At 67.0% G+C, this 24,077-nt stretch carries 21 protein-coding genes; 20 read left to right on the top strand and 1 reads right to left on the bottom strand.

The window, feature by feature from the left end:
- Nucleotides 1-4 precede the first annotated feature (4 nt).
- The 15 genes from AB1I47_RS07960 (at nucleotide 5) to AB1I47_RS07890 (ending at nucleotide 15,330) form a co-directional block, all read left to right on the top strand.
- Nucleotides 5-442, top strand: a complete 438-nt coding sequence (locus AB1I47_RS07960; RefSeq protein ID WP_354683226.1) for an HIT family protein — start codon at nucleotides 5-7, stop codon at nucleotides 440-442.
- Nucleotides 443-566: 124 nt separating this feature from the next.
- The gene (locus AB1I47_RS07955; RefSeq protein ID WP_354683225.1) at nucleotides 567-2,432 is read left to right on the top strand and encodes an ABC transporter ATP-binding protein/permease; all 1,866 of its coding nucleotides are present in this window, start codon (nucleotides 567-569) and stop codon (nucleotides 2,430-2,432) included.
- A gap of 109 nt (nucleotides 2,433-2,541) precedes the next feature.
- A complete protein-coding gene (locus tag AB1I47_RS07950; protein ID WP_354683224.1) occupies nucleotides 2,542-2,961 on the top strand; it encodes a gamma-butyrobetaine hydroxylase family protein in 420 nt (139 codons plus the stop codon).
- A gap of 31 nt (nucleotides 2,962-2,992) precedes the next feature.
- Nucleotides 2,993-3,724: a bifunctional demethylmenaquinone methyltransferase/2-methoxy-6-polyprenyl-1,4-benzoquinol methylase UbiE gene (ubiE, locus tag AB1I47_RS07945; protein ID WP_354683223.1), complete on the top strand. Its 732-nt coding sequence runs from the start codon at nucleotides 2,993-2,995 to the stop codon at nucleotides 3,722-3,724.
- A gap of 63 nt (nucleotides 3,725-3,787) precedes the next feature.
- Nucleotides 3,788-4,777 carry a Tim44 domain-containing protein gene (locus tag AB1I47_RS07940; RefSeq protein ID WP_354683222.1) on the top strand — a complete coding sequence of 330 codons (990 nt, stop codon included), beginning with the start codon at nucleotides 3,788-3,790 and terminating at the stop codon, nucleotides 4,775-4,777.
- A gap of 130 nt (nucleotides 4,778-4,907) precedes the next feature.
- Complete coding sequence (locus AB1I47_RS07935) at nucleotides 4,908-5,609, top strand: ubiquinone biosynthesis accessory factor UbiJ (protein WP_354683221.1); 702 nt, start codon at nucleotides 4,908-4,910, stop codon at nucleotides 5,607-5,609.
- 84 nt (nucleotides 5,610-5,693) lie between these two features.
- Nucleotides 5,694-7,271, top strand: a complete 1,578-nt coding sequence (gene ubiB, locus AB1I47_RS07930; RefSeq protein WP_354683220.1) for a ubiquinone biosynthesis regulatory protein kinase UbiB — start codon at nucleotides 5,694-5,696, stop codon at nucleotides 7,269-7,271.
- A 45-nt stretch (nucleotides 7,272-7,316) separates the two neighbouring features.
- Nucleotides 7,317-7,937 (top strand): methyltransferase domain-containing protein, encoded by a 621-nt coding sequence (locus tag AB1I47_RS07925; protein ID WP_354683219.1) that lies wholly within the window; start codon nucleotides 7,317-7,319, stop codon nucleotides 7,935-7,937.
- A gap of 285 nt (nucleotides 7,938-8,222) precedes the next feature.
- Nucleotides 8,223-9,659: a high affinity choline transporter 1 gene (locus AB1I47_RS07920; protein WP_354683218.1), complete on the top strand. Its 1,437-nt coding sequence runs from the start codon at nucleotides 8,223-8,225 to the stop codon at nucleotides 9,657-9,659.
- A 219-nt stretch (nucleotides 9,660-9,878) separates the two neighbouring features.
- Nucleotides 9,879-10,220: an FmdB family zinc ribbon protein gene (locus AB1I47_RS07915; protein WP_354683217.1), complete on the top strand. Its 342-nt coding sequence runs from the start codon at nucleotides 9,879-9,881 to the stop codon at nucleotides 10,218-10,220.
- Nucleotides 10,221-10,228: 8 nt separating this feature from the next.
- Nucleotides 10,229-10,948: a DUF502 domain-containing protein gene (locus AB1I47_RS07910; RefSeq protein ID WP_354683216.1), complete on the top strand. Its 720-nt coding sequence runs from the start codon at nucleotides 10,229-10,231 to the stop codon at nucleotides 10,946-10,948.
- A 74-nt stretch (nucleotides 10,949-11,022) separates the two neighbouring features.
- Complete coding sequence (gene aspS, locus AB1I47_RS07905) at nucleotides 11,023-12,831, top strand: aspartate--tRNA ligase (RefSeq protein WP_354683215.1); 1,809 nt, start codon at nucleotides 11,023-11,025, stop codon at nucleotides 12,829-12,831.
- 216 nt (nucleotides 12,832-13,047) lie between these two features.
- Nucleotides 13,048-13,989, top strand: a complete 942-nt coding sequence (locus AB1I47_RS07900; protein ID WP_354683214.1) for a hypothetical protein — start codon at nucleotides 13,048-13,050, stop codon at nucleotides 13,987-13,989.
- 88 nt (nucleotides 13,990-14,077) lie between these two features.
- Nucleotides 14,078-14,560 (top strand): dihydroneopterin triphosphate diphosphatase, encoded by a 483-nt coding sequence (gene nudB / locus AB1I47_RS07895; protein ID WP_354683213.1) that lies wholly within the window; start codon nucleotides 14,078-14,080, stop codon nucleotides 14,558-14,560.
- On the top strand, nucleotides 14,557-15,330 hold the full coding sequence (locus AB1I47_RS07890) for an endonuclease/exonuclease/phosphatase family protein (protein WP_354683212.1): 774 nt from the start codon (nucleotides 14,557-14,559) through the stop codon (nucleotides 15,328-15,330). The genes nudB and AB1I47_RS07890 overlap by 4 nt, the downstream gene beginning before the upstream one ends.
- 50 nt (nucleotides 15,331-15,380) lie before the next feature.
- Here the strand turns inward: AB1I47_RS07890 and mobB are convergent, their stop codons facing one another.
- On the bottom strand, nucleotides 15,381-15,896 hold the full coding sequence (gene mobB, locus AB1I47_RS07885) for a molybdopterin-guanine dinucleotide biosynthesis protein B (protein ID WP_354683211.1): 516 nt from the start codon (nucleotides 15,894-15,896) through the stop codon (nucleotides 15,381-15,383).
- A gap of 65 nt (nucleotides 15,897-15,961) precedes the next feature.
- On the opposite strand from mobB, the gene clsB reads away from it, so the two are divergent.
- The 5 genes from clsB to AB1I47_RS07860 all read left to right on the top strand — a co-directional run bounded on the left by clsB (nucleotide 15,962) and on the right by AB1I47_RS07860 (nucleotide 23,985).
- Nucleotides 15,962-17,311 carry a cardiolipin synthase ClsB gene (clsB, locus tag AB1I47_RS07880; protein WP_354683248.1) on the top strand — a complete coding sequence of 450 codons (1,350 nt, stop codon included), beginning with the start codon at nucleotides 15,962-15,964 and terminating at the stop codon, nucleotides 17,309-17,311.
- Nucleotides 17,312-17,667: 356 nt separating this feature from the next.
- Nucleotides 17,668-18,258, top strand: coding sequence for a TetR/AcrR family transcriptional regulator (locus AB1I47_RS07875; protein WP_354683247.1), 591 nt, complete (start codon nucleotides 17,668-17,670; stop codon nucleotides 18,256-18,258).
- 74 nt (nucleotides 18,259-18,332) lie between these two features.
- Entirely contained in the window at nucleotides 18,333-20,120 is a 1,788-nt protein-coding gene (locus AB1I47_RS07870; RefSeq protein WP_354683210.1) for an acyl-CoA dehydrogenase C-terminal domain-containing protein, read from the top strand.
- 221 nt (nucleotides 20,121-20,341) lie between these two features.
- Nucleotides 20,342-22,765: a 3-hydroxyacyl-CoA dehydrogenase/enoyl-CoA hydratase family protein gene (locus tag AB1I47_RS07865; RefSeq protein ID WP_354683209.1), complete on the top strand. Its 2,424-nt coding sequence runs from the start codon at nucleotides 20,342-20,344 to the stop codon at nucleotides 22,763-22,765.
- Between the two features lie 20 nt (nucleotides 22,766-22,785).
- The gene (locus AB1I47_RS07860) at nucleotides 22,786-23,985 is read left to right on the top strand and encodes an acetyl-CoA C-acyltransferase (protein ID WP_354683246.1); all 1,200 of its coding nucleotides are present in this window, start codon (nucleotides 22,786-22,788) and stop codon (nucleotides 23,983-23,985) included.
- Nucleotides 23,986-24,077 lie beyond the last annotated feature (92 nt).

Below are 24,077 nucleotides of genomic sequence, written 5' to 3'. Positions count from 1 at the left end.
GACGATGGCGCGCGTACCCAACTGCCCCTTGTGCGAAACCGACGGCGGCGAACTGGTCTGGATGGGCGACCGCGCCCGTCTGATCCTGGTCGAGCATGACCGCTTCCCCGGCTTCTGCCGCATCGTCTGGAATGACCACGTGGCCGAACTGAGCGACCTCGACGATGGCGACCAGGCCTGGCTGATGCGGCTGGTCGCACGCGCCGAGCGGGTGGTGCGCGAGGTGATGACGCCGGACAAGGTCAACCTGGCCGCGTTCGGCAACATGGTGCCGCACCTGCACTGGCACATCATCCCGCGCTACCGCTGGGACACGCATTTCCCCGAGGCAATCTGGGCCGCGCCGCAGCGCGCTGCCGACGCCGTGCGGGTGCAGGAGCTGGCCAGCCGGCTGCCCGCGCTGCGCACGGCACTTGCGCTGCTCGAATCAGAGGATGCCTGAAGTCAGGCGCGGAACCCGCGCCTGCCGCTGACCGTCTGAATGCTGTTGCTGCCGCGGCCCGCCGCCGCGGCATCCAGAACAACAAGCCCGGCCCGCATCCGCTGGCGGGCCAACAGCTGCCGCTATGTCCTCGACCCCGACCTCAGTCACCGTACCGGGCCCGGCCGTTCCGGCCCAGGCTCTCAAGATCCAGAGCCGGTTGCGCATGGCCGCGACCTGGGCGCTGATCAAGCCTTACTGGAAATCCGAAGACCGCGTGGCGGGCCTTGGCCTGCTCACGCTGGTGATCGTGCTGAACCTGGGCATCGTCTATATCAACGTGCTGCTCAACGAGTGGAACCGCGTGTTCTACAACGCGCTGGAGCAGCGCGACTATGCCTCGTTCAAGGTGCTGCTGCTGCGCTTCTCGTGGATCGCGGGCTTCTATATCGTTGCCTTTCTGTCCCGGCAGTACTACACGATGATGCTGCAGATGCGCTGGCGTACCTGGATGACCGGCCAGTTCATGGACCGGTGGCTGGGGCACCAGGCGTATTACCGCATCGAGCAGACCCATACCACCGACAACCCCGACCAGCGGATCGCTGACGACCTGCGGCTGTTCACCGACGGCGGCCTGTCGCTGTCGCTGGGGCTGCTGAACTCCGTGGTGACACTGGTCTCTTTTGTCGGCATCCTGTGGACCTTGTCCGGTCCGATCAGCTTTGCCATCGGCGGCAGCGAGCTGGTGATTCCGGGCTATATGGTCTGGTTTGCGGCCGGCTATGCCGTGGTGGGATCGCTGGTGGCGCACTTCGTCGGGCGCCCGCTGATCGGCCTGAATTTCCAGCAGGAACAGTACGAGGCGGATTTCCGTTTCACGCTGGTGCGGCTGCGCGAGAACAGCGAACCCGTGGCGCTGTACCGTGGCGAACCGACCGAGAAGGGCGGCCTGCGCGCGCGCTTCGACCGCATCCGCGCCAACTGGAACCAGCTGATGCTGTACACGCGCCGGCTGAACTTCGTCAGCTCCGGCTACGCCCAGTTCGCCATCATCTTCCCGATTCTGGTGGCCGCGCCGCGCTACTTCGCCGGCAAGATGACGCTGGGCGGGCTGATGCAGATCAGCTCCGCCTTCGGCCAGGTGCAGGGCGCGCTGTCGTGGTTCGTCGACAGCTACGCCACGCTGGTGGGCTGGAAGGCCGCGGCCAACCGCCTGATCGATTTCCAGGAAGCGATCCGCGTGGCCGAGCGCCAGGAACTGGCGCCGGGCGGCACGCGCGATATCGAGGTGGAGCAAACCGGCCGCCCGCAGGAAGGCATCATCATCGACGGCCTGTCGCTGGCGCTGCCGGTGCGCGCCGCGCGCGGCGCGGCGGTGGGCCAGCGGCCGCTGGTGGCGCCGTTCTCGCTGTCGGTGGCGCCGGGCGAGCGCTGGCTGGTCAGCGGCCCGTCGGGCTGCGGCAAGAGCGTGCTGTTCCGCGCGCTGGCCGGGATCTGGCCCTACGGCAGCGGCACCGTGACCATGCCCGAGGACAAGCGCATGCTGTTCCTGCCGCAGCGCAGCTACCTGCCGATCGGCACGCTGGCCGATGCGCTGGCCTACCCGGACGCCGGCACCGCGCACGACAAGGAAGCGCTGCAGGCGGCGCTGCGCCAGGCGCGGCTGGCCGCGCTGGTGGACCAGCTCGACGTGTTCGACAACTGGGCGCTGCGGCTGTCGCCGGGCGAGCAGCAGCGGCTGGCGTTTGCGCGCGCGCTGTTGCAGAAGCCCGACTACCTGTTCCTGGACGAGGCCACCAGCGCACTCGACGAGGAAACCGAAGGCGCCATGTACAAGCTGATGGTGGAGTCGCTGCCCGGCGCCGCCATCGTCAGCATCGCGCACCGCAGCACCGTGGCCGCGTTCCACAGCCGGCGCCTGCGCTACGTGCCGCAGGACGGCGAGGCGGAGCAAGCTGCGCAAGCCGGCATGCCTGGGGTAAGCTATCGGGTCGTAAGCGAAGCGTGACGCGGCGCGGCGCCACTGGCGCCGCCCGGCCCCTCATGCTGGCAACACCGCTGGAATCACCGCTGGAATCACCTATTCGAGGGCGCCCCTAGCACGGGCCGCGATCATCATGGCAGGCCTGGATAAAGACACTCCCCATCCCACCGCGCTGACAGTCCACACGCAATCCCGCGTGCTGGAGATCGGCTTTGACAACGGCCGCAGCTTCCGGCTGCCGTTCGAGCTGCTGCGGGTATATTCGCCGTCCGCCGAAGTCCAGGGCCACGGCCCGGGGCAGGAAGTGCTGCAGACCGGCAAGCGCGAGGTCGGCGTCGAGGCGGTCGAGCCGGTCGGCAACTACGCGATCCAGATCCGCTTTTCCGACGGCCACGACACCGGCATCTATTCCTGGGACCTGCTGTACCGCCTGGGCGACAACCAGGACGCGCTCTGGCAGGACTACCTGCAGCGCCTGGAAGCCGCCGGCGCGGACCGCGACACCCCGATGCCCGCCGCCGGCGGCGGGCACGCATGCGGCCACCACCACTGAGCCGCCCCCGACAATCCTGGAGTCTTGAAAGATGAGTGAAACCCACTTCGGGTTCGAAAAGGTCGACGAAACGGAAAAGGCCGGCAAGGTTGCCGGCGTGTTCCATTCCGTGGCCAGCAAGTACGACGTGATGAACGACCTGTTGTCGGGCGGCATGCACCGGCTGTGGAAGATGTTCACCATCGCCCAGGCCGGCGTGCGCCCCGGCCAGAAGGTGCTGGACATCGCCGGCGGCACCGGCGATCTGGCCAAGGCCTTCGCGAAGCAGGCCGGCCCGACCGGGCAAGTCTGGCTGACCGATATCAATGAGTCGATGCTGCGCGTGGGCCGCGACCGGCTGCTGAACAAGGGCATCGTGACCCCGGTGTGCCTGTGCGACGCCGAGCGCATCCCGTTCCCGGACAACTACTTCGACGTGGTCACGGTGGCTTTCGGCCTGCGCAACATGACGCACAAGGATGCCGCGCTGGCCGAGATGCGCCGCGTGGTCAAGCCGGGCGGCAAGGTCATGGTGCTGGAGTTCTCCAAGGTGTGGAAACCCCTGGAGAAGGCCTACGACGTCTATTCTTTCAAGGTGCTGCCGTGGCTGGGCGAGCGTGTGGCGGGGGACGCCCCTAGCTATCGCTATCTCGCGGAATCGATCAGAATGCATCCAGACCAGGTTTCGCTTGTACGCTTGATGGAACATGCCGGCCTGGAGAATGTCGAATACTTCAATCTGACGGCCGGGGTGGTGGCGCTCCACGTCGGGCGGAAGTATTAAGAACACTTGAAATCGCCATGCCTCACCCCAAGATAGGGTGAAACTGACAGGGGATAACAGAATATGTCGTCATTTCGTGGGAAGTTCCTGGTAGGGTCGCTGATTACGGCGATGGCCTTGGGAGTGATGTTCGACGCCAATGCCAAGCGCATGGGCGGTTCGCGCAGCATCGGGAAGCAATCTGAGTCGGTTACGCAGCGCCAGCAGGCGCCGCAGCCCACTTCGCCGACCCAGCAGGCGCAGCAGCCGGCACAGCAGGCGGCTCCGGCAACGGCCGGTGCAGCCGGCGCGGCCGCGGCCGCGGCGCCCAAGCGCAATTGGGGCGGCATCCTCGGTGGCATCGCCGCTGGCCTGGGCATCGGCTGGCTGCTGTCGCACTTCGGCCTGGGCGGCGCGGCGCTGAGCTTCCTGTCCAACCTGATCCTGATCGCGCTGGTCGCGTTCGCCGCGATCTGGCTGATCCGCAAGTTCCGCGGCGGCAGCAAGCGCACCCAGCAGCCGGCCTACGCCGGCGCCGGCCACGCACCGATCCTGGGCCGCGACGCCGAGCCGATGTTCCGCGGTGAGCCGACGCCTGTGTCTTCGGGCAGCCCGGCCAGCCCGGCGGCCAACACGGTACTGCCGGCAGCGTCGGCAGCCCCGGTGGCGGCCGATGCCGTGGCGCAACAGCCGTGGGGCGTGCCGACGGACTTCGACACCGAAGCCTTCCTGCGCAACGCCAAGGTCCACTTCGTGCGTCTGCAGGCCGCGTGGGATGCCGGCAACCTGGAAGACATCCGCGAGTTCACCACGCCGGAGATGTTCGCCGAGATCAAGATGGATCTGGCCGAGCGCGGCGCCGAGGTCAACAAGACTGATGTGGTCACGCTCGAAGCCCAGCTGCTCGGCATCGAGTCGACGCCGACCCAGCATATCGCCAGCGTGCGCTTCTCCGGCATGATTCGTGAGAAGGCTGGCGAGGCAGCCCAGCCTTTCGGCGAGGTGTGGAACCTGGCCAAGCCTTCCACCGGCACCGGCGGCTGGCTGCTGGCTGGTATCCAGCAGGAGTCCTGATAGCGCACCCGCGGTGATGCGCCGGGGGGAGTAGCTTAGAATGGAGGCCCACGTGAAAGCGTGGGCCTTTTTCTTTGGGATGCCCGACGCGCAGCGCCGCTGCGCGCCCTGCCTGCCAACCCACGCCGCCATGAATACTCTGCCTTCCGCCCTGGCCACGCCTGCCGTCTCGGCGCTGAACCACCTGCTCGAGCAGGAGCCGTGGGCCCGCAACCAGCTTGTGCCATATGCCGGGCGCGTGATCCGTTTCGACGCCGCCGCCTTCGTGCTGTCGCTGAAGGTGACCGAGCATGGCTGTACCGAATTCGCGCCCGAGGCCGAGGCCCCTGCGGTGACGCTGCGCGTGCCGGTGCAGCAGTGGCCGCTGGTGGCCGCCGACGTGGCCGAGGGCGGCCAGGCTGCCGCCCTGCGCCATGTGCGCATCGAGGGCGATGCCGAGCTGGCCAACACCGTGTCGGCGCTGGCGCGCAACCTGCGCTGGGACGCCGCCGAGGATCTGTCGCTCGCGCTGCGCGGCATCCTGGGCGGCCCGCTCAGCGACAGCGTGGCGCAGCGCGTGGTCGACGGCGCGCGCCAGGTGCACGAGCAGGCCACGCGCGTGGGCCGCGCACTGGTGGACAACGTCACCGACTACCTGCTGGACGAGCGCCCGACGCTGGTGCGTCATGCCGCGCTGGAAGAATTCGGCACCGAGGTCGGGCGGGTGCGCGACAGCCTCGCCCGGCTGGAAAAACGGCTGGAGCGGCTGGAGCGCGGCGGCCCGCCGGCGGGTTCCGCCAACCCTGCCGCTCCGGCCAGCCCGGCCGGCAAGCTGCCATCGCCGCACCGCTAGCGCACCGCTCATCCGGCGCCATCCGCGCCCGCCTCCCTCCAACCCACAACCTGACTGCCCGCCCGGCCTCGTAAAGACTCCCGAATGACCCGCCTCCTGCGCCTTGGCAAGATCCTCTTCGTCATCCTCTACTACGGCCTGGACGAGCTGGTGCTCTCGGGCTTTCGCAGCCGCCGGATCCGCTTCCTGGTGCGCGTCATCACCATCGGCCGCAAGCTCGACGTGCCGCGCGGCGTGCGGCTGCGGCTCGCGCTGACGCGGCTGGGGCCGATCTTCGTCAAGTTCGGCCAGGTGCTGTCGACCCGGCGCGACCTGATGCCCACGGACATTGCCGACGAGCTGGCCAAGCTGCAGGACCAGGTGCCGCCGTTCGATTCGGTGGTGGCGGTGAAGATCATCGAGCGCGCGCTGGGACGCCCGCTGGAGCAGCTCTTCGAGACTTTCGAACACCAGCCGGTGGCCAGCGCCTCGATCGCGCAGGTCCACTTCGCTACGCTCAAGGGCGGCGCCAACCACGGCCGCGAGGTCGCGGTGAAGGTGCTGCGCCCCGGTATGCTGCCGGTCATCGACAGCGACCTGGCGCTGATGCGCGACATGGCCACCTGGATGGAACGCTTCTGGGCCGACGGCAAGCGCCTGAAGCCGCGCGAGGTGGTGGCCGAGTTCGACAAGTACCTGCACGACGAACTCGACCTGATGATCGAGGCGGCCAACGCCAGCCAGCTGCGCCGCAACTTTGCCGACACCAACCTGCTGCTGGTGCCCGAGGTGTTCTGGGACTGGTGCAGCAGCACCGTGTTCGTGATGGAGCGCATGCACGGCATCCCGATCTCGCGCACCGAATCGCTGAAGACGGCCGGTGTCGACATGGAGCTGCTGGCGGAGGAGGGCGTCGAGATCTTCTTTACCCAGGTGTTCCGCGACGGCTTCTTCCATGCCGACATGCACCCGGGCAATATCCTGGTGTCGGTGCAGCCCGAGACCTTCGGCCGCTATATCGCGCTGGACTTCGGCATCGTCGGCGCGCTGTCCGAATTCGACAAGAACTACCTGGCGCAGAACTTCATCGCCTTCTTCCGGCGCGACTACCACCGCGTGGCGCTGCTGCACGTGGAGTCGGGCTGGGTGCCGCCCGACACCCGGGTGGAGGAGCTGGAAAGCGCGGTGCGCGCCTGCTGCGAGCCGTACTTCGACAAGCCGCTCAAGGAGATCTCGCTGGGCATGGTGCTGATGCGGCTGTTCCAGACTTCGCGCCGCTTCAACGTCGAGATCCAGCCGCAACTGGTGCTGCTGCAGAAGACGCTGCTCAATATCGAAGGGCTGGGCCGCCAGCTCAATCCGGACCTGGACCTGTGGAAGACCGCCAAGCCCTTCCTGGAGCGCTGGATGTATGAGCAGGTGGGCTGGCAGGGCGCCTGGGAGCGGGTCAAGGTGGAAGCGCCGCAGTGGGCCAGGATGCTGCCGGATTTCCCGCGCCTGGCGCACCAGTTCCTGGAGAAGCGCGTGCTGGCCAGCAACGGTGAGCAAGACAAGCTGCTGGCGCTGCTGGTGTCCGAGCAGCGCCGCACCAACCGGCTGCTCGGCACGGCACTGCTGCTGGTGGGCGGCTTTGTCGCCGGCATCGTGCTGACGCATGTGCTGGGCTGGGCCGGATACTGGTAGCCGCAGGGAATGCCGGGCAGCCACATCGAACGATACGAGGACACCATGAGCGACGCCCCCAAGCCGGCCCCCGAGTTTGTCACCCGCAACGCCGCCGATCCGGCCTTCTGGGACGAGCGCTTCGAACAGGGCTTTACGCCCTGGGACCTGGGCGGCGTGCCCGAGGAATTCCGCCAGTTCATCGAGGGCCGCGCGCCATGCCCGACGCTGGTGCCCGGTTGCGGCAACGGCTGGGAGGCCGCGTGGCTGTTCGAGCGCGGCTGGCCGGTGACCGCGATCGACTTCTCGCCTCAGGCAGTGGCTTCGGCAAAACGCGCGCTCGGGCCCGCGGGCGTGGTGGTGCAGCAGGGCGATTTCTTCGCCTTCACGCCGCAGCCGCCGTGCGAACTGATCTACGAGCGCGCCTTCCTGTGCGCGCTGCCGCCGGCGATGCGCGGCGACTATGCCGCACGCGTGGCCGAGCTGTTGCCCCCGGGCGGGTTGCTGGCAGGCTACTTCTACCTGGGCGAGGCCCGCGGCGGGCCCCCGTTCGCGACGCCGGCCGCGGAGCTGGACGCGCTGCTGGCGCCGGCCTTCGAGCGCATCGACGACCGGCCCTCGGCGGCGCCGCTGCCGGTGTTCCAGGGGCAGGAGCGCTGGCAGGTGTGGCGGCGCCGCGCCGGCTGACCCGCCCTGCGCCCGCCAGCCCTTGTGCCGACCCCGAGGCATCGCGTGGCGCATTTGCGCCACCGGGGAATTTTTTTCGCCCGTGCCGGTCTGCGTCGCTATAATCCGCGTTTTGATTCGGCTACGACCGCAGGCCCGGCCGCGTTTTCCGCTTCAGGGCGAGAACGCCACGAAGCTCCTTATGCGGCCCCGACCGATGAATTGGACTCCGGGCCACCGTGCACCCATGCGCCGCCCGGCATTCGGTTTTTCGCCACAAGGGCACTTTCTGCATAGGGCAGCGGCATGCTGATCTGGTTCGTCATCATCTACTGGGTAATCTCGGTCGGCATCGGCCTGTGGGCGGCACTGCGCGTGCGCAACACCACCGATTTCGCCGTCGCCGGGCGCAGCCTGCCGTTCCACATCGTCACCGCCACCGTCTTCGCCACCTGGTTCGGCTCCGAGACGGTGCTGGGCATCCCCGCCGTTTTCCTGAAGGAAGGCCTGTCGGGCGTAGTCTCCGACCCCTTCGGCTCGTCCCTGTGCCTGATCCTGGTAGGCCTGTTCTTCGCCCGGCCGCTGTACCGGATGAACCTGCTGACCATCGGCGACTATTACCACAACCGCTATGGCCGGCTGGCCGAAGTGCTGACCACGCTGTGCATCGTGGTGTCCTACCTGGGCTGGGTGGCGGCGCAGATCAAGGCGCTGGGGCTGGTGTTCTATACCGTGTCGGACGGCGCGCTGTCGCAGGACGCCGGCATGATGATCGGCGCGGCCAGCGTGCTGGTCTATACGCTGTTCGGCGGCATGTGGTCGGTGGCGATCACCGACTTTATCCAGATGATCATCATCGTGATCGGCATGCTTTATATCGGCTACGAGGTCAGCGGCCAGGCTGGCGGCGTGACCGCGGTGGTGTCGCATGCGGCCGCGTCCGGCAAGTTCGAGTTCCTGCCGTCACTGGATTTCGTGCAGATCATCGGCTTCGCGGCGGCGTTGTTTACGATGATGCTGGGCTCGATCCCGCAGCAGGATGTGTTCCAGCGCGTGACCTCGTCGCGCACCGAGCAGATCGCCGGGCGCGCCTCGGTGCTGGGCGGCGTGCTGTATTTCTGCTTCGCCTTTATTCCGATGTTCCTGGCGTATTCGGCCACGCTGATCGATCCCGGCATGGTGGCCAAATACATCAACACCGATTCGCAGCTGATCCTGCCGAAACTGATCCTGCAGCACGCGCCGATGTTCGCGCAGGTGATGTTCTTCGGCGCGCTGCTGTCGGCGATCAAGAGCTGCGCCTCGGCCACGCTGCTGGCGCCGTCGGTGACCTTTGCCGAGAACATCCTGCGCCCGTATTTCCGCCATCTGGACGACAGGCAGTTCCTGCGCGTGATGCAGGTCGTGGTGCTGATGTTCACCGTGCTGGTGACGCTGTTCGCGCTGAACTCGCACCTGTCGATCTTCCATATGGTTGAAAATGCCTACAAGGTCACGCTGGTGTCGTCGTTCGTGCCGCTGGCCTTCGGCATGTTCTGGAAGCACGCCACCCGCCAGGGCGGGCTGGCGGCGATCCTGCTCGGCCTGTCATCGTGGCTGACCTGCGAGGTGGCCTTCGCCGACGCCGCGGTGCCGCCGCAGATGGTCGGCCTGCTGTTCTCGATCGGCGGCATGGTGGTCGGATCCCTGCTGCCGCAGTGGATTGCGGATCACGCGCCGGTCAAGGAAGTGCATATCGCCTGACCAGGCGGCCGGCGGGGCCGCTGGCCGGCGCCCGACCGGCGCCGGGAACCCCCCTCATTTCCCGCCATCAGCCAGCCCCGGAACGGTTTATAATTCAAGGCTTTGCATCGCCATGCGGGTCGGCGGGCGCGGACTGCCGCGCTCCTCGCGGCTCGGATGGCTCTAGCGGCGATGCCCGCCCTTGTACCGATTCCGTAGTTTTCTCGCGAAATAAACACCATGCCGATCTATGCCTACCGTTGCGACGCCTGCGGCCACGGGCGCGATGTGCTGCAGAAAATGAGCGATGCCCCGCTGACGGACTGCCCGTCGTGCGGCGCCGCTGGCGCGTTCAAGAAACAACTGACCGCCGCCGGCTTCCAGCTCAAGGGCTCGGGCTGGTATGTGACCGACTTCCGCGGCGGCGGCGCCGGCGCGCCCGCCACGGCCGGCGCCGCAGCTGGTGCGGCCGCGGCCAGCGCCCCCGCGGCGACTGAGTCGTCGGGCAGCACCGCTTCGGCCGCGGCCGCGGCCGCGCCTGCCGCCGCCGGCGGCTGCGGCAGCGCCTGCGCCTGCCACTGAGCCGCCCCGTGGTTGCCAAGAAGACTTCCGCCCTGAAGACCTGGTTCCTGACCGGGCTGCTGGTACTGGTGCCGCTGGGCATCACGCTGTGGGTGCTCAGCCTGATCATCGGCACGATGGACCAGAGCCTGGCGCTGCTGCCCGAGGCCTGGCGCCCGGACCAGTTGCTGTTCGGCAAGCGTGTCACCGGCCTGGGCGCGATCCTGACGCTGGTGTTTATCCTGCTGGTCGGGCTGCTGGCGCACAACTTCATCGGCCAGCGCCTGGTGCGCTGGTGGGAAGCGCTGCTGGGCCATATCCCGGTGGTGGGCCCGATCTACACCAGCGTCAAGCAGGTCTCGGACACGCTGCTGTCGTCGTCGGGCAATGCGTTCCGCAAGGCGCTGCTGGTGCAGTACCCGCGCGAGGGCTCGTGGACCATCGCCTTCCTGACCGGCCGCCCCGGCGGCGACGTGCAGAACCATCTGCAGGGCGAGTACGTCAGCGTCTACGTGCCGACCACGCCGAATCCGACTTCGGGCTTCTTCCTGATGATGCCCAAGGCCGACACCATCGAACTCGACATGACCGTCGACGCCGCGCTCAAGTACATCGTCTCGATGGGCGTAGTGGCACCGGCCGAACTGCCCCGCAAGAACGGCACCGGCGCTGGCAGCGAGCCCGCGCCGCAGCGCCCGCCCGCCAGCAGGGCCAGCAGCGAGGAAGCGGTCGAGACGACCGATCCTTAAGCACTCACACTGATCACGGGCCGTCCGGGCTACACAAGCGCTTCGGGCGGCCGCGTTTTACCGGGAATCTCCTTATGTCCTCCATGCGTACTCACTACTGCGGTCTGGTGACCGAACAATTCTCGGGCCAGGAAGTGGCCCTGACCGGCTGGGTCCAGCGCCGCCGCGACCATGGCGGCGTGATCTTCATCGACCTGCGCGACCGCGAAGGCCTGGTGCAGGTGGTGTGCGACCCGGACCGCCCCGAGATGTTCAAGGTGGCCGAAGAGATCCGCAATGAGTTCTGCATCCGCGTCACCGGCAAGGTCCGTCCGCGCCCGGCCGGCACCGAGAACGCCAACCTGACCTCCGGCAAGATCGAAGTGCTGTGCCACGAGCTGACCGTGCTGAACCCGTCGGTCACGCCCCCGTTCCAGCTCGACGACGACAACCTGTCGGAAACCACGCGCCTCACACACCGCGTGCTGGACCTGCGCCGCCCGCAGATGCAGTACAACCTGCGCCTGCGCTACAAGGTGGCGATGGAAGTGCGCAAGTACCTGGACGCGCAAGGCTTTATCGACATCGAGACGCCAATGCTGGGCAAGAGCACGCCCGAAGGCGCGCGCGATTACCTGGTGCCGTCGCGGGTGAACCCGGGGCACTTCTTCGCGCTGCCCCAGTCGCCGCAGATCTTCAAGCAGATGCTGATGGTGTCGGGCTTCGACCGCTACTACCAGATCACCAAGTGCTTCCGCGACGAAGACCTGCGCGCCGACCGCCAGCCCGAGTTCACGCAGATCGACTGCGAGACCTCGTTCCTGACCGAGCAGGAGATCCGCGACCTGTTCGAGGACATGATGCGCACGGTGTTCAAGAACGCCATCGATGTCGACCTGGACGCCACCTTCCCGGTGATGGAATTCCGCGAGGCCATGGCCCGCTTCGGTTCGGACAAGCCTGACCTGCGCGTCAAGCTGGAATTCACCGAGCTGACCGACGTGATGAAGGACGTCGATTTCAAGGTGTTCTCCGGCCCCGCCAACAGCGACAACGGCCGCGTGGTCGGCCTGCGCGTGCCAGCCGGCGGCCAGATCTCGCGCGGCGAGATCGACGCCTACACCCAGTTCGTCGGCATCTACGGTGCCAAGGGCCTGGCCTGGATCAAGGTCAACGAAGTGGCCAAGGGTCGTGACGGCCTGCAATCGCCGATCGTCAAGAACCTGCACGACGCCGCCATCGATGAAATCCTGAAGCGCACCGGCGCCCAGGACGGCGACATCGTCTTCTTCGGCGCCGACAAGGCCAAGGTGGTCAATGACTCGATCGGCGCGCTGCGCCTGAAGATCGGCCATTCCGATTTCGGCAAGGCCAACGGCCTGTTCGAGGACGCCTGGAAGCCGCTGTGGGTGGTGGACTTCCCGATGTTCGAGTACGACGAGGACGACGCCCGCTGGGTGGCGATGCACCACCCGTTCACCAGCCCCAAGGACGAGCACCTGGAATACCTGGAGACCGACCCGGGCAAGTGCCTGGCCAAGGCCTACGACATGGTGCTGAACGGCTGGGAAATGGGCGGCGGCTCGGTGCGGATTTTCCGTTCGGACATCCAGAGCAAGGTGTTCCGCGCGCTCAACATCAACGACGACGAAGCCCGTGCCAAGTTCGGCTACCTGCTGGACGCGCTGCAGTACGGCGCGCCCCCGCACGGCGGCCTGGCCTTCGGCCTGGACCGCATCGTGACGATGATGGCCGGCGCCGACTCGATCCGCGACGTGATCGCCTTCCCCAAGACCCAGCGCGCCCAGGACCTGCTGACCCAGGCCCCGAGCTCGGTTGACGAGAAGCAGTTGCGCGAGTTGCATATCCGCCTGCGCGCGGCCGAGCCCAAGCCGACCGCCTGAGGCGTTTGACGACTGTTGCAAGGAAGCCGCGCGATTGCGCGGCTTTTTTGCTTTATGCACAACGTTGGCTGGTGTGGCCTGTGGTGCCGGCGGCGCATTGGTTTCGAGTTGTTACGGGTCGGAACGAAGGGCGCCACCGCGGGGTCTGCTCTCTTTGACACGCAATTTGCCGAGGGGCCCCTGCGATGAAGGCCTCCGGCACTCGGGAGAAATTTCGTGAACCTGGATATCGACCTCATCCGCCAGTACCTGCTGGCCCATGAACAAACCATCATCACCTGGCTGGTGGCCGGATTGCTGATGATGCTGCTGGCGCGCTTCGAGCTGCGCCGCGCCGTGCGCCGCTCGGCGCAGGCGATGTCCGAGTCGGTGGCCACGACCGTGGCGGCCTGCGTGCCGGATATCGCTCATGCGGTGCAATCGGTGTCGCCCGCGGCGGCGGCCGAGCCGGTGGAGCAGCAGCGCGCCGAGGCACTGCGGCGGCTGGCGCTGGATACCGTCGGGGCGGTGATGACGCGCGGGCGCTGGCTCGACGAACTCGGCAACCTGCGCCTGGCCGACGATGCCCTGCTGGACGGCCAGCGCGCCGGCGGCGCCGACCCGCTGCTGGTGGTGGCGCCGCAGCCGGTGGTGCAGGCCTACCTTGGCGCGCAGCGCGTGTTCGAGGACGAGGCCGCGCAGGTGCAGGCGCTGCGCCGCGACGCGCAGCGGCTGCAGGAAGCGCTGCAGGCGCTGGACGCGGAAGCGGCGCATATCGAGCGCGAAACCGGCAGCATCGTGCTGCGCTTCGAGCAGGTCAATGCGCAGGCCGCGCAGGATGGCGGGGATTACCAGCGCTTCCTGATCCAGAAGTACAACACGCTGGGCCAGCGCGAAAAGGAAATCGCGCAGGAGCGCGGCCGGCTGCAGGCCGAAGCGCGGCATCGCGCCGATGCGCTGGCCGAGCAGGCCCATGCCGCATCGCAACGCTACCGCCACGCGCTGGCGCCGCTGATGGACCAGTTGCGCGCGGCGTGGGGGCACGGCGATTCGCCGCAGGTGTTCGATACCTGGCAACGCAACGCCGATCCTTTCTATATCGCCCCGCATGGCACGCCGCATAGCGCGGGACATGGCGTACCACACGGCGCACCGCACGGCGCGCGCGATGCCGCATAAGCGAATGTAGAGCAGGGCAGCGCAGCGCTTTCGCGTGGCAAGCGCGCGCGGCTGCGCTATCCTTGGGTTTGTCCTTTCGCCCAGTCCCATGCCCTACAAGATCCCGGAATCCGTGCTGGTCGTGATTTACACGCCAGACCTTCAAGTCTTGCTGCTGGAACGCGCCGACCGCCCCGGCTTCTGGCAATCCGTCACCGGCAGTCTCGATAGCCTGGATGAGCCGCTGGCCGTGACCGCGGCCCGCGAAGTGGCCGAGGAAACCGGCATCATCGCCGGCGAGCACCAGCTCACCGACTGGGGCCATTCGATCCAGTACGACATCTACCCGCAGTGGCGCCACCGCTATGCCGAAGGCATCACGCGCAATACCGAGCACTGGTTCGGACTGAGGGTGCATGAGGCGCTGCCGGTGACGCTGGCGCCGCTCGAACACCTTCAATACAAATGGCTGCCGTGGGAGCAGGCCGCGCAGCAGTGTTTCTCGAGCAGCAATGCGGAAGCGATCCGCCAGCTTGCCTGCCGCGTGGCAGGCAGGGCAGCGGAGCCGGCGGTGAGCGGAGCGCAGTCATGAAGCTGCGCGTGGTCACCTACAACATCCACAAGGGGGTGACCGGCATCTCGCGGCGCCCTCGCATTCAGAACGTGCGCGCGGGCCTGCATGCGATGGATGCGGACATCGTCTTCCTGCAGGAAGTGCAGGACCGCAACGACCGGCTGGTGGCGGCGGCGCTGTTCGATCCCGAGCACACCCAGCTGAACTACCTGGCCACCGACGCCTACCCGCATTCGGTCTACGGCCGCAATGCGGTCTACGAGCACGGCCATCACGGCAACGCGATCCTGTCGCGCCATCCGATCCTGATGTCCGAAAACCTCGATATTTCGGACCACCGCTTCGAGCAGCGCGGGCTATTGCATGCCGTGGCGGATGTCCACGGCATCGAAACCCACCTGATCTGCGTGCATTTCGGCCTGTTCGCGCGCAGCCGCATCCGCCAGGCCGAGGCGCTGGTGGACCGCGTGCGCACCGTGGTGCCGGCAGGCGTGCCGCTGGTGATCGCCGGCGACTTCAATGACTGGAACCACCGGCTCGATGCCCAGATCTGCAACACGCTGGGCGCGGTAGAGGCATCGCATGCGCGCGGCGCGCGCCTGCATACGTTTCCCAGTCATATGCCGTGGTGGCAGCTCGACCGCATCTACGTGCGCGGCTACGAGATCGAGCGCGCCCACGCGCTGACCGGCCGCGACTGGGCGCAGCGCTCGGACCATGTGCCGCTGGTGGCGGAGCTGGGGCATCCGCTGGGTGAGGAAGAGGAGCAGCAGGATAAAGCAGCGTGAACCATGGGCGAAGCCAAGGGTTTTGGGTGCCACGGGTGTTGGCTCCGCGCTTAGCGCCCACTCGCCGCATAGTCCCGGACAAACGCAAAAATCGCGTCCCCATCATTCAGATCCAGCACCGGCAGCTTCGTCATCCCCGCCACCGCCGCCGCTTCGTCGCTGGCCACCGCCACCACCCCCGGCACTTCATCCCACAGCGGCGCGCGCCCCAGCGCCGGACGAAACACCTCCAGCTTGGGAAAATCGCTGCGCTTGTACCCCTCCACCAGCACCAGGTCGGTGTCCGCCGGCAGCACTGCCAGCGCATCATCCAGTTCGGGCGATGGCACCGCCTCAGGGTAGTGGCGCATCAGCGTCAGGTGCCGCGCGCCGACCAGCACGACATTGGCGCAGCCGGCCTCGCGCATGCGCCAGGAATCCTTGCCGGGCGTATCGGGATCGAAGCCGTGGTGGGTGTGCTTGACGCCGGCCACGCGCAGGCCGGCAGCGACGAAGCGGGGAATAAGCTGGTCCAGCAGCGTGGTCTTGCCGCTGCCGGACGAGCCGGTGATACCGAATACCTTCACAATCGTTTCCGTGGGGGCGTCTGTGGAATACCTCGGCATCGACGATAGCAGAGATGCGCGCGGCCATGTGCGCGCGGCGCCTTCCGTGCCGAATTCTGTCCGATAATCTCGGCATGTCACGGATATCCCCCTCCGCCCGTTCCGGCGATGGCGCGGTCCCCGCGGACCATGCCCCGCGCCACCACATGCTGCGCTGGACCTGGCGCCGCGGCCGGCCCAGCACCGGCAACACCGTGCGGCTGCTGCACGGCGGCCACGACTTCTTCCCGGCGCTGATCGAAGCGATCGACCAGGCCGTGTTCCAGGTGATGCTGGAAACCTATATCTATGCCGACGACGATATCGGCCGCGCCGTCAGCGAGGCGCTGATCCGTGCTGCCGAGCGCGGTGTCGCCGTACGCGTGACCGTCGACGGCTTCGGCGCCGGCGACATGCCCGTCGAGATGGCGAAGCGGCTGCGCGCCGGGGGCGTGGAGCTGCGTGTCTACCGCGTGCTGCGCGGCTTCCGGCTGGCTAGGCGGCACCTGCGCCGGCTGCACCGCAAGCTCGCCGTGATCGACCGCAGCGTGGCGTTTGTCGGCGGCATCAATATCATCGACGACCACAACCACGGCCCGTTCGAGGGCGCCAACCTGGGCCCGCGCTATGACTTCGCGGTACAGGTCAGCGGCCCGCTGGTGGACCGCATCGCGCTGAGCGCTGAGCGGCTCTGGTGGCGGCTGTCGCTGCGTCCCGATGCGCATGGCAGCGGCTACCAGAGCCGCTCGGCGGCGGTGGCCGATTACCCGCTGATCACCGACCTGCCGCCGCGCCCCGAAGCGGAAGCGGCCGGCGGCGTGCGCGCCGCGCTGCTGCTGCGCGACAACCTGCGCAACCGCCGCACCATCGAGCGCGAATACCTGCGCGCGCTCGGCGCCGCGCGCCATGACGTGATCCTCGCCAACGCCTACTTCCTGCCCGGCCACAAGATGCGCCGCGCGCTGCTGGCCTGCCGCGAGCGCGGCGTGCGCGTGCGGCTGCTGTTGCAGGGCATGGTCGAATACCGGCTGCAGCACTACGCCACGCACGCGCTGTACGCCTCGCTGCTCGAAGCCGGCGTCGAGATCTACGAGTACGCCGAGAGCTTCCTGCACGCCAAGGTCGGCGTGGCCGACGAGGCCTGGGCCACGGTGGGATCGAGCAATATGGACCCGTTCAGCCTGCTGCTCGCGCGCGAGGCCAACGTCGCCGTTTATGATGCGGCCTTCGCCGCCGAACTGCGCGCGGCGCTGGAGCGTGCCATTGCGCACCGCAGCGTGCGCGTGATGCCGGAAGTGCACGCGCGCAGATCGCCGCTGCATCGGCTCGGCAACTGGGCGGCGTACATGCTGCTGCGTCTGGGTGTCATCATTGCGGGTGTGGCCGGCCGCTACTGAACGATGCCGCAGTGTGCGTTCGCTGCCATGCGGCAGGCCGCTACCGCAACTTTGCCGAAACCAGTTGCAGCGCGCGCGGTGACGGACATGCTGCATTGCAGTCCGTTTAGAAACACCGGTCTAATTAAAAGCTTGATGGTCGACTGCTGCGCCAGAATAATCTGAACGACCGTTCTTTTTTGGCTTAGACTGCGTGCATTCGCGGTATGCACCGGCAAATTCGCCGGTCCGGCCGCAAGCATAAGAATGCAACGTCAGGGTCATACGCGGGGCCGCAGCAGGGCCACGCTGAACGGAGAAAAAACATGCGACACCAGTCAGCCCGTCTCGAATCCGCCGCCGCTTCCCCCGCGCCAATGCGCAAGGGTGAAATGACGCGCGTGGCAATTCTGGATGCCGCACTGGAATTGTCGTCCCGCGACGGGCTCGAGGGTCTCACCATCGGGCTGCTCGCGGAACGCATGCAGATGAGCAAGAGCGGCGTCTTCGCGCACTTCGGTTCGCGCGAGGACCTGCAGGTAGAGGTGGTGCGGGAGTATCACCGCCGGTTCGAGCAGGAGGTGTTCTACCCCTCGCTGCAGGAGCCGCGCGGACTGCCCCGGCTGTGGTCGATGGTGCGGCGCTGGATGGAGAAGCGCATCCAGGAAGTGACAACGGGATGCATCTACATCAGCGGCGCGGTGGAGTACGACGACCGCAGCGGCAGCCTGGTGCGTGACGAGCTGGTCAAGAGCGTCACCATCTGGCGGGCAGCGATCACACGCGCCATCAACCAGGCCAAGGAAGAGGGGCACCTGCGCGCGGACTGCGATCCGCGCCTGATGCTGTTCGAGATGTACAGCCTTGAACTAGGCTTGCATCATGACGCCCGTTTCCTGCGCCTGCCTGACAGCGCCGAGCTTGCCATGGTCGCGCTCAATAAACTGATTCAGTCTTACCGTACCTGAGGTCGCCGGTCGGGCCGTCGCGCGCAAGCGGGACGGGCGGCATGGCGGCATCGCACAACTCCAAGGAGTCTCAGATGGGCCAGTACACCGCACCGTTGCGCGACATGCAGTTCGTGCTACATGAACTGCTCGGCGCCGAAGCCGAACTCAAGGCGATGCCGCCGCACGCGGACATCGACGCGGACACCATCAACCAGGTCATCGAGGAAGCCGGCAAGTTCTGCTCGGACGTCGTGTTCCCGCTCAATCAGGTGGGGGACCGCGAGGGCTGCACCTACGCCGGCGACGGCGTGGTCAAGGCCCCCACCGGTTTCAAGGAAGCCTACCAGCAGTACGTCGAGGCCGGCTGGCCGGCGCTGGCGTGCGATCCGGCGTTCGGCGGCCAGGGCCTGCCGATTGTGGTCAACAACGTGGTGTACGAGATGCTCAACTCGGCCAACCAGGCGTGGACCATGTACCCGGGCCTGTCGCACGGCGCGTATGAGGCGCTGCATGCGCACGGCACGCCCGAGCTGCAGCAGGCCTACCTGCCCAAGCTGGTGTCCGGCGTCTGGACCGGCACCATGTGCCTGACCGAGCCGCACTGCGGCACCGACCTGGGCATCCTGCGCACCAGGGCCGAACCGCAGGCCGACGGCTCCTACCTGCTGACCGGCACCAAGATCTTCATCTCCGCCGGCGAGCACGACCTGGCCGAGAACATCATCCACCTGGTGCTGGCGCGCCTGCCGGACGCACCGGGCGGCACCAAGGGCATCTCGCTGTTCGTGGTGCCCAAGTTCATTCCCGATGCCAGCGGCAACCCGGGCGAGCGCAATGGCATCAAGTGCGGCTCGATCGAGCACAAGATGGGCATCCACGGCAACGCCACCTGTGTGATGAACCTGGACGGCGCGCGCGGCTGGCTGGTGGGCGAGCCCAACAAGGGCCTGAACGCGATGTTCGTGATGATGAACGCCGCCCGCCTGGGCGTGGGCGCACAGGGCCTGGGGCTGACCGAAGTGGCGTACCAGAACTCGGTCGCCTACGCCAAGGACCGCCTGCAGATGCGCTCGCTGACCGGCCCCAAGGCGCCGGAGAAGGCCGCCGATCCGATCATCGTGCACCCGGACGTGCGCCGCATGCTGCTGACGCAGAAGGCCTATGCCGAGGGCGGCCGCGCCTTCAGCTACTGGACCGCGCTGCAGATCGACCGCGAGCTGTCGCACCCGGACGAGGCCGTGCGCAAGCAGGCCGGCGACCTGGTCGCGCTGCTGACGCCGGTGATCAAGGCCTTCCTGACCGACAACGCCTTCACCTCGACCAACGAGGGCATGCAGGTGTTCGGCGGCCACGGCTACATCGCCGAATGGGGCATGGAGCAATACGTGCGTGATGCCCGCATCAACATGATCTACGAAGGCACCAACACCATCCAGGCGCTGGACCTGCTGGGCCGCAAGATCCTGGGCGACATGGGCGCGCGGATGAAGGCCTTCGGCAAGATCGTGCAGGAGTTCGTCGAGGCCGAGGGCACCAACGAAGCCATGCAGGAGTTCATCAACCCGCTTGCCGACATTGGCGACAAGGTGCAGAAGCTCACCATGGAAATCGGCATGAAGGCGATGGGCAACGCCGACGAAGTGGGCGCCGCCGCGGTGCCGTACCTGCGCGTGGTGGGCCACCTGGTGTTCTCGTACTTCTGGGCCCGCATGGCCAAGATCGCGCTGGAGAAGGAAGCGAGCGGCGACAAGTTCTACACCGCCAAGCTGGCCACGGCGCGCTTCTATTTTGCCAAGCTGCTGCCGGAGACGGCAGCGGAGATCCGCAAGGCGCGCGCTGGTTCGGCTTCGCTGATGGCGCTGGACGCGGATTTGTTCTGAATTTCCGGGGCATTTGCGCTCCCGCCGGTTTGCTCCCCTCTCCCGCTAGCGGGACAGGGGCCGGGGGAGAGGGCAGGAGCTTGTTATGCCGACGCACTTAGTCGAAGCGCCCACCTCTCCCCCAACCCCTCTCCCATAAATGGGAGAGGGGAGCAAACAGCAGGCAATGGAAGCGCCCAGAAAAAACTCTCACCTCAACGCTCACTAATCCAGGAGCGAGCATGTCCAATTTCATCGTCAAGAAAGTCGCCGTGCTGGGTGCCGGCGTCATGGGGGCGCAGATCGCCGCCCATCTCGTCAACGCGCGCGTGCCCGTGGTGCTGTTCGACCTGCCTGCCAAGGAAGGCCCGAAGAACGGCATCGCACTGCGCGCCATCGAGAACCTGAAGAAGCTTTCGCCCGCGCCGCTCGGCATCAAGGACGAAGCGGGCGCCATCCAGGCCGCCAACTACGAAGACGATATCGCGTTGCTGAAGGAATGCGACGTGGTGATCGAAGCAATCGCCGAACGCATGGACTGGAAGCACGACCTGTACAAGAAGGTCGCACCGCACCTGGCCTCGCATGCGATCTTCGCAACCAACACTTCGGGCCTGTCGATCACCGCGCTGTCCGATGGGTTTGATGCGAACCTGAAGTCGCGCTTCTGCGGCGTGCACTTCTTCAACCCGCCGCGCTACATGCACCTGGTCGAGCTGATCCCAACCGCGACGACGCAGCCGGAAATCCTCGACAAGCTCGAAGCCTTCCTTACCACCTCGCTCGGCAAGGGCGTGGTGCGCGCCAAGGACACGCCCAACTTTATCGCCAACCGCGTCGGCATCTTCTCGATCCTCGCCGTGTTTGCCGAAGCCGGGAAGTTCGGCATCCCGTTCGACGTCGTCGACGACCTGACCGGCTCCAAGCTGGGCCGCGCCAAGTCCGCCACCTTCCGCACCGCGGACGTGGTTGGCCTGGACACCATGGCGCACGTGATCAAGACCATGCAGGACAACCTGCACGACGACCCGTTCGCGCCGGTGTACAAGACTCCGGCCGTGCTCAAGGGCCTGGTCGACGCGGGCGCGCTGGGCCAGAAGACCGGCGCGGGCTTCTACAAGAAGGAAGGCAAGGCGATCAAGGTGCTGGACGCAACGACCGGCCAGTATGTCGAGTCGGGCAAGAAGGCCGACGAGATCGTGGTGCGCATGCTGAAGAAGGAACCGGCCGAGCGCATCAAGCTGCTGCGTGAGTCGACCAACCCGCAGGCGCAGTTCCTGTGGTCGGTGTTCCGCGACGTGTTCCACTACATCGCCGTGTACCTGGAGCAGATCGCCGGCTCCGCCGCCGATATCGACCTGGCGATCCGCTGGGGCTTCGGCTGGAACTCGGGTCCGTTCGAGGACTGGCAGGCGGCCGGCTGGAAGCAGGTGGCCGAGTGGGTGAAGGAAGACGTCGAAGCCGGCAAGGCACTGTCCGCCGCGCCGTTGCCGGCGTGGGTGTTCGAAGGTCCGGTGGCAGAACATCAGGGCGTGCATGCGGCCGCCGGTTCTTGGTCGCCGGCGACGCAGTCGTTCGTCGCGCGCAGCACGCTGCCGGTGTACCAACGCCAGGCATTGCGCGCTTCGCTGAAGGGCAGCGCCGACGTCGATCCGCGCAAGGCGGGCCGTACCGTCGAAGAGAACGATGCCGTGCGCATCTGGGTCAGCGAAGGCCAGGATGACGTGCTGGTGGTTTCGTTCAAGAGCAAGATGAACACCATCGGGCCGGACGTGATCGACGGCCTCACCCGCGCCATCGACCTGGCCGAAGCGGAGTACAAGGGCCTGGTGGTATGGCAGCCCACTTCGCTGCAGCTCGGCGCGCCGGGCGGCCCGTTCTCCGCCGGTGCCAACCTGGAAGCGGCGATGCCCGCCTTCATGATGGGCGGCGCCAAGGGCATCGAGCCGTTCGTGAAGAAGTTCCAGGACGGCATGATGCGCGTGAAGTACGCGTCGGTGCCGGTGGTATCGGCGGCGTCCGGCATTGCGCTGGGCGGCGGCTGCGAGCTGATGCTGCATTCGGCCGCGCGCGTGGCGGCGCTGGAAACGTATGTGGGCCTGGTGGAGGTCGGTGTGGGCCTGGTTCCCGCCGGCGGCGGCCTGAAGGAAGCGGCACTGGCCGCGGCACGCGCGGCGCAGGCCGCGGGCAGCACCAACTACCTGCAGTTCCTGACCAGCCGCTTCCAGAGCGCGGCAATGGCCAAGGTGTCAGCCTCGGCGCTGGAAGCGCGCCAGATGGGCTATCTGCAGCCGTCCGACAAGATCGTGTTCAACGTGCATGAGCTGCTGTACGTGGCGCAGAACGAAGTGCGCGCGCTGGCCAACGCCGGCTACCGCGCGCCGCTGCCGACGCTGATCCCGGTGGCCGGCCGCTCGGGCATCGCCACCATCAAGGCATCGCTGGTCAATATGCGCGACGGCGGCTTTATCTCGGCGCACGACTTCCTGATCGCCACCCGCATCGCCGAAGTGGTGTGCGGCGGCGACGTCGAGGCCGGTTCGCTGGTCAGCGAGGAATGGCTGCTCGCGCTGGAGCGCAAGGCCTTCGTCGACCTGCTCGGCACCGGCAAGACGCGGGAGCGCATCATGGGCATGCTGCAGACCGGCAAGCCGGTGCGGAACTAACAGGCAAGCGAGGAACCGACATCATGAAACAACTGCAAGACGCATACATCGTTGCGGCCACCCGCTCGCCGATCGGCAAGGCGCCCAAGGGCGTGTTCAAGAACACGCGCCCGGACGACCTGCTGGCCACCATCCTGAAGGCCGCGGTGGCGCAGGTGCCTGACCTGGACCCGAAGCTGATCGAGGACGCCATCGTCGGCTGCGCCATCCCTGAAGCGCAGCAGGGCCTGAACGTGGCCCGTATCGGCGCGCTGCTGTCCGGCCTGCCCAACACCGTGGGCGGCATTACCGTCAACCGCTTCTGCGCCTCGGGCGTCAGCGCGGTGGCGATGGCCGCCGACCGTATCCGCGTGGGCGAGTCCGACGTGATGATCGCCGCCGGCGTGGAGTCGATGAGCATGGTGCCGATGATGGGCAACACGCCCTCGATGTCGCCGGACATCTTCACCCGCGACGAGAACGTCGGCATTGCCTACGGCATGGGCCTGACCGCCGAGAAAGTGGCGCAGCAATGGCAGGTCAGCCGCGAGGACCAGGACGCGTTCTCGCTGGCCTCGCACCAGAAGGCCATCGCCGCGCAGCAGGCCGGCGAGTTCAATGACGAGATCACGCCGATCGAGATCGTGGAGAAATTCCCCGACCTCGCCAGCGGACAGGTCAGCGTCAAGACGCGCACCATTGCGCTGGACGAAGGCCCGCGCCCGGACACGTCGATCGAAGGCCTGGGCAAACTGCGCCCGGTGTTTGCCAACAAGGGCAGCGTCACCGCCGGAAACAGCTCGCAGACCTCCGACGGAGCCGGAGCGCTGATCCTGGTTTCGGAAAAGATCCTCAAGCAGTTCAACCTGGTGCCGCTGGCGCGCTTCGTCTCGTTCGCGGTGCGTGGCGTGCCGCCCGAGATCATGGGTATCGGTCCCAAGGAAGCGATCCCGGCGGCGCTGAAGGCCGCTGGCCTGACGCAGGACCAGATCGACTGGATCGAGCTGAACGAAGCCTTTGCCGCGCAATCGCTGGCGGTGATGCGAGATCTGGACCTGGATCCGGCCAAGGTCAACCGCATGGGCGGCGCGATCGCGCTGGGCCACCCGCTGGGTGCCACGGGTGCGATCCGTTCGGCCACAGTGGTGCACGCGCTGCGCCGCCACAACCTGAAGTACGGCATGGTGACCATGTGCGTTGGCACGGGCATGGGCGCCGCAGGCATCTTCGAGCGCGTTTAAACGCGCCATAGCCGGGTGGCCCGCGCGGGCCGTCCGGCCCTTCTGTCAGGTGAAGAAAGCAGTACCGGGAGCTGCCGCCCGCCAAGCGGGTC

Source organism: Cupriavidus necator (genome assembly GCF_040578825.1).
GTDB classification, from domain to species: domain Bacteria; phylum Pseudomonadota; class Gammaproteobacteria; order Burkholderiales; family Burkholderiaceae; genus Cupriavidus; species Cupriavidus necator_E.
The sequence above is the reverse complement of the archived record's forward strand: the minus strand, read 5'-3'. Positions and strand labels throughout refer to the sequence as shown.

What these genes read in the sequence shown, in the direction of transcription:
- AB1I47_RS07960 (WP_354683226.1), top strand. Translation starts at nt 5, where the DNA reads ATGGCGCGCGTACCCAACTGCCCCTTGTGCGAAACCGACGGCGGCGAA.
- AB1I47_RS07955 (WP_354683225.1), top strand. Translation starts at nt 567, where the DNA reads ATGTCCTCGACCCCGACCTCAGTCACCGTACCGGGCCCGGCCGTTCCG.
- AB1I47_RS07950 (WP_354683224.1), top strand. Translation starts at nt 2,542, where the DNA reads ATGGCAGGCCTGGATAAAGACACTCCCCATCCCACCGCGCTGACAGTC.
- ubiE (WP_354683223.1), top strand. Translation starts at nt 2,993, where the DNA reads ATGAGTGAAACCCACTTCGGGTTCGAAAAGGTCGACGAAACGGAAAAG.
- AB1I47_RS07940 (WP_354683222.1), top strand. Translation starts at nt 3,788, where the DNA reads ATGTCGTCATTTCGTGGGAAGTTCCTGGTAGGGTCGCTGATTACGGCG.
- AB1I47_RS07935 (WP_354683221.1), top strand. Translation starts at nt 4,908, where the DNA reads ATGAATACTCTGCCTTCCGCCCTGGCCACGCCTGCCGTCTCGGCGCTG.
- ubiB (WP_354683220.1), top strand. Translation starts at nt 5,694, where the DNA reads ATGACCCGCCTCCTGCGCCTTGGCAAGATCCTCTTCGTCATCCTCTAC.
- AB1I47_RS07925 (WP_354683219.1), top strand. Translation starts at nt 7,317, where the DNA reads ATGAGCGACGCCCCCAAGCCGGCCCCCGAGTTTGTCACCCGCAACGCC.
- AB1I47_RS07920 (WP_354683218.1), top strand. Translation starts at nt 8,223, where the DNA reads ATGCTGATCTGGTTCGTCATCATCTACTGGGTAATCTCGGTCGGCATC.
- AB1I47_RS07915 (WP_354683217.1), top strand. Translation starts at nt 9,879, where the DNA reads ATGCCGATCTATGCCTACCGTTGCGACGCCTGCGGCCACGGGCGCGAT.
- aspS (WP_354683215.1), top strand. Translation starts at nt 11,023, where the DNA reads ATGTCCTCCATGCGTACTCACTACTGCGGTCTGGTGACCGAACAATTC.
- nudB (WP_354683213.1), top strand. Translation starts at nt 14,078, where the DNA reads ATGCCCTACAAGATCCCGGAATCCGTGCTGGTCGTGATTTACACGCCA.
- AB1I47_RS07890 (WP_354683212.1), top strand. Translation starts at nt 14,557, where the DNA reads ATGAAGCTGCGCGTGGTCACCTACAACATCCACAAGGGGGTGACCGGC.
- clsB (WP_354683248.1), top strand. Translation starts at nt 15,962, where the DNA reads ATGTGCGCGCGGCGCCTTCCGTGCCGAATTCTGTCCGATAATCTCGGC.
- AB1I47_RS07875 (WP_354683247.1), top strand. Translation starts at nt 17,668, where the DNA reads ATGCGCAAGGGTGAAATGACGCGCGTGGCAATTCTGGATGCCGCACTG.
- AB1I47_RS07870 (WP_354683210.1), top strand. Translation starts at nt 18,333, where the DNA reads ATGGGCCAGTACACCGCACCGTTGCGCGACATGCAGTTCGTGCTACAT.
- AB1I47_RS07865 (WP_354683209.1), top strand. Translation starts at nt 20,342, where the DNA reads ATGTCCAATTTCATCGTCAAGAAAGTCGCCGTGCTGGGTGCCGGCGTC.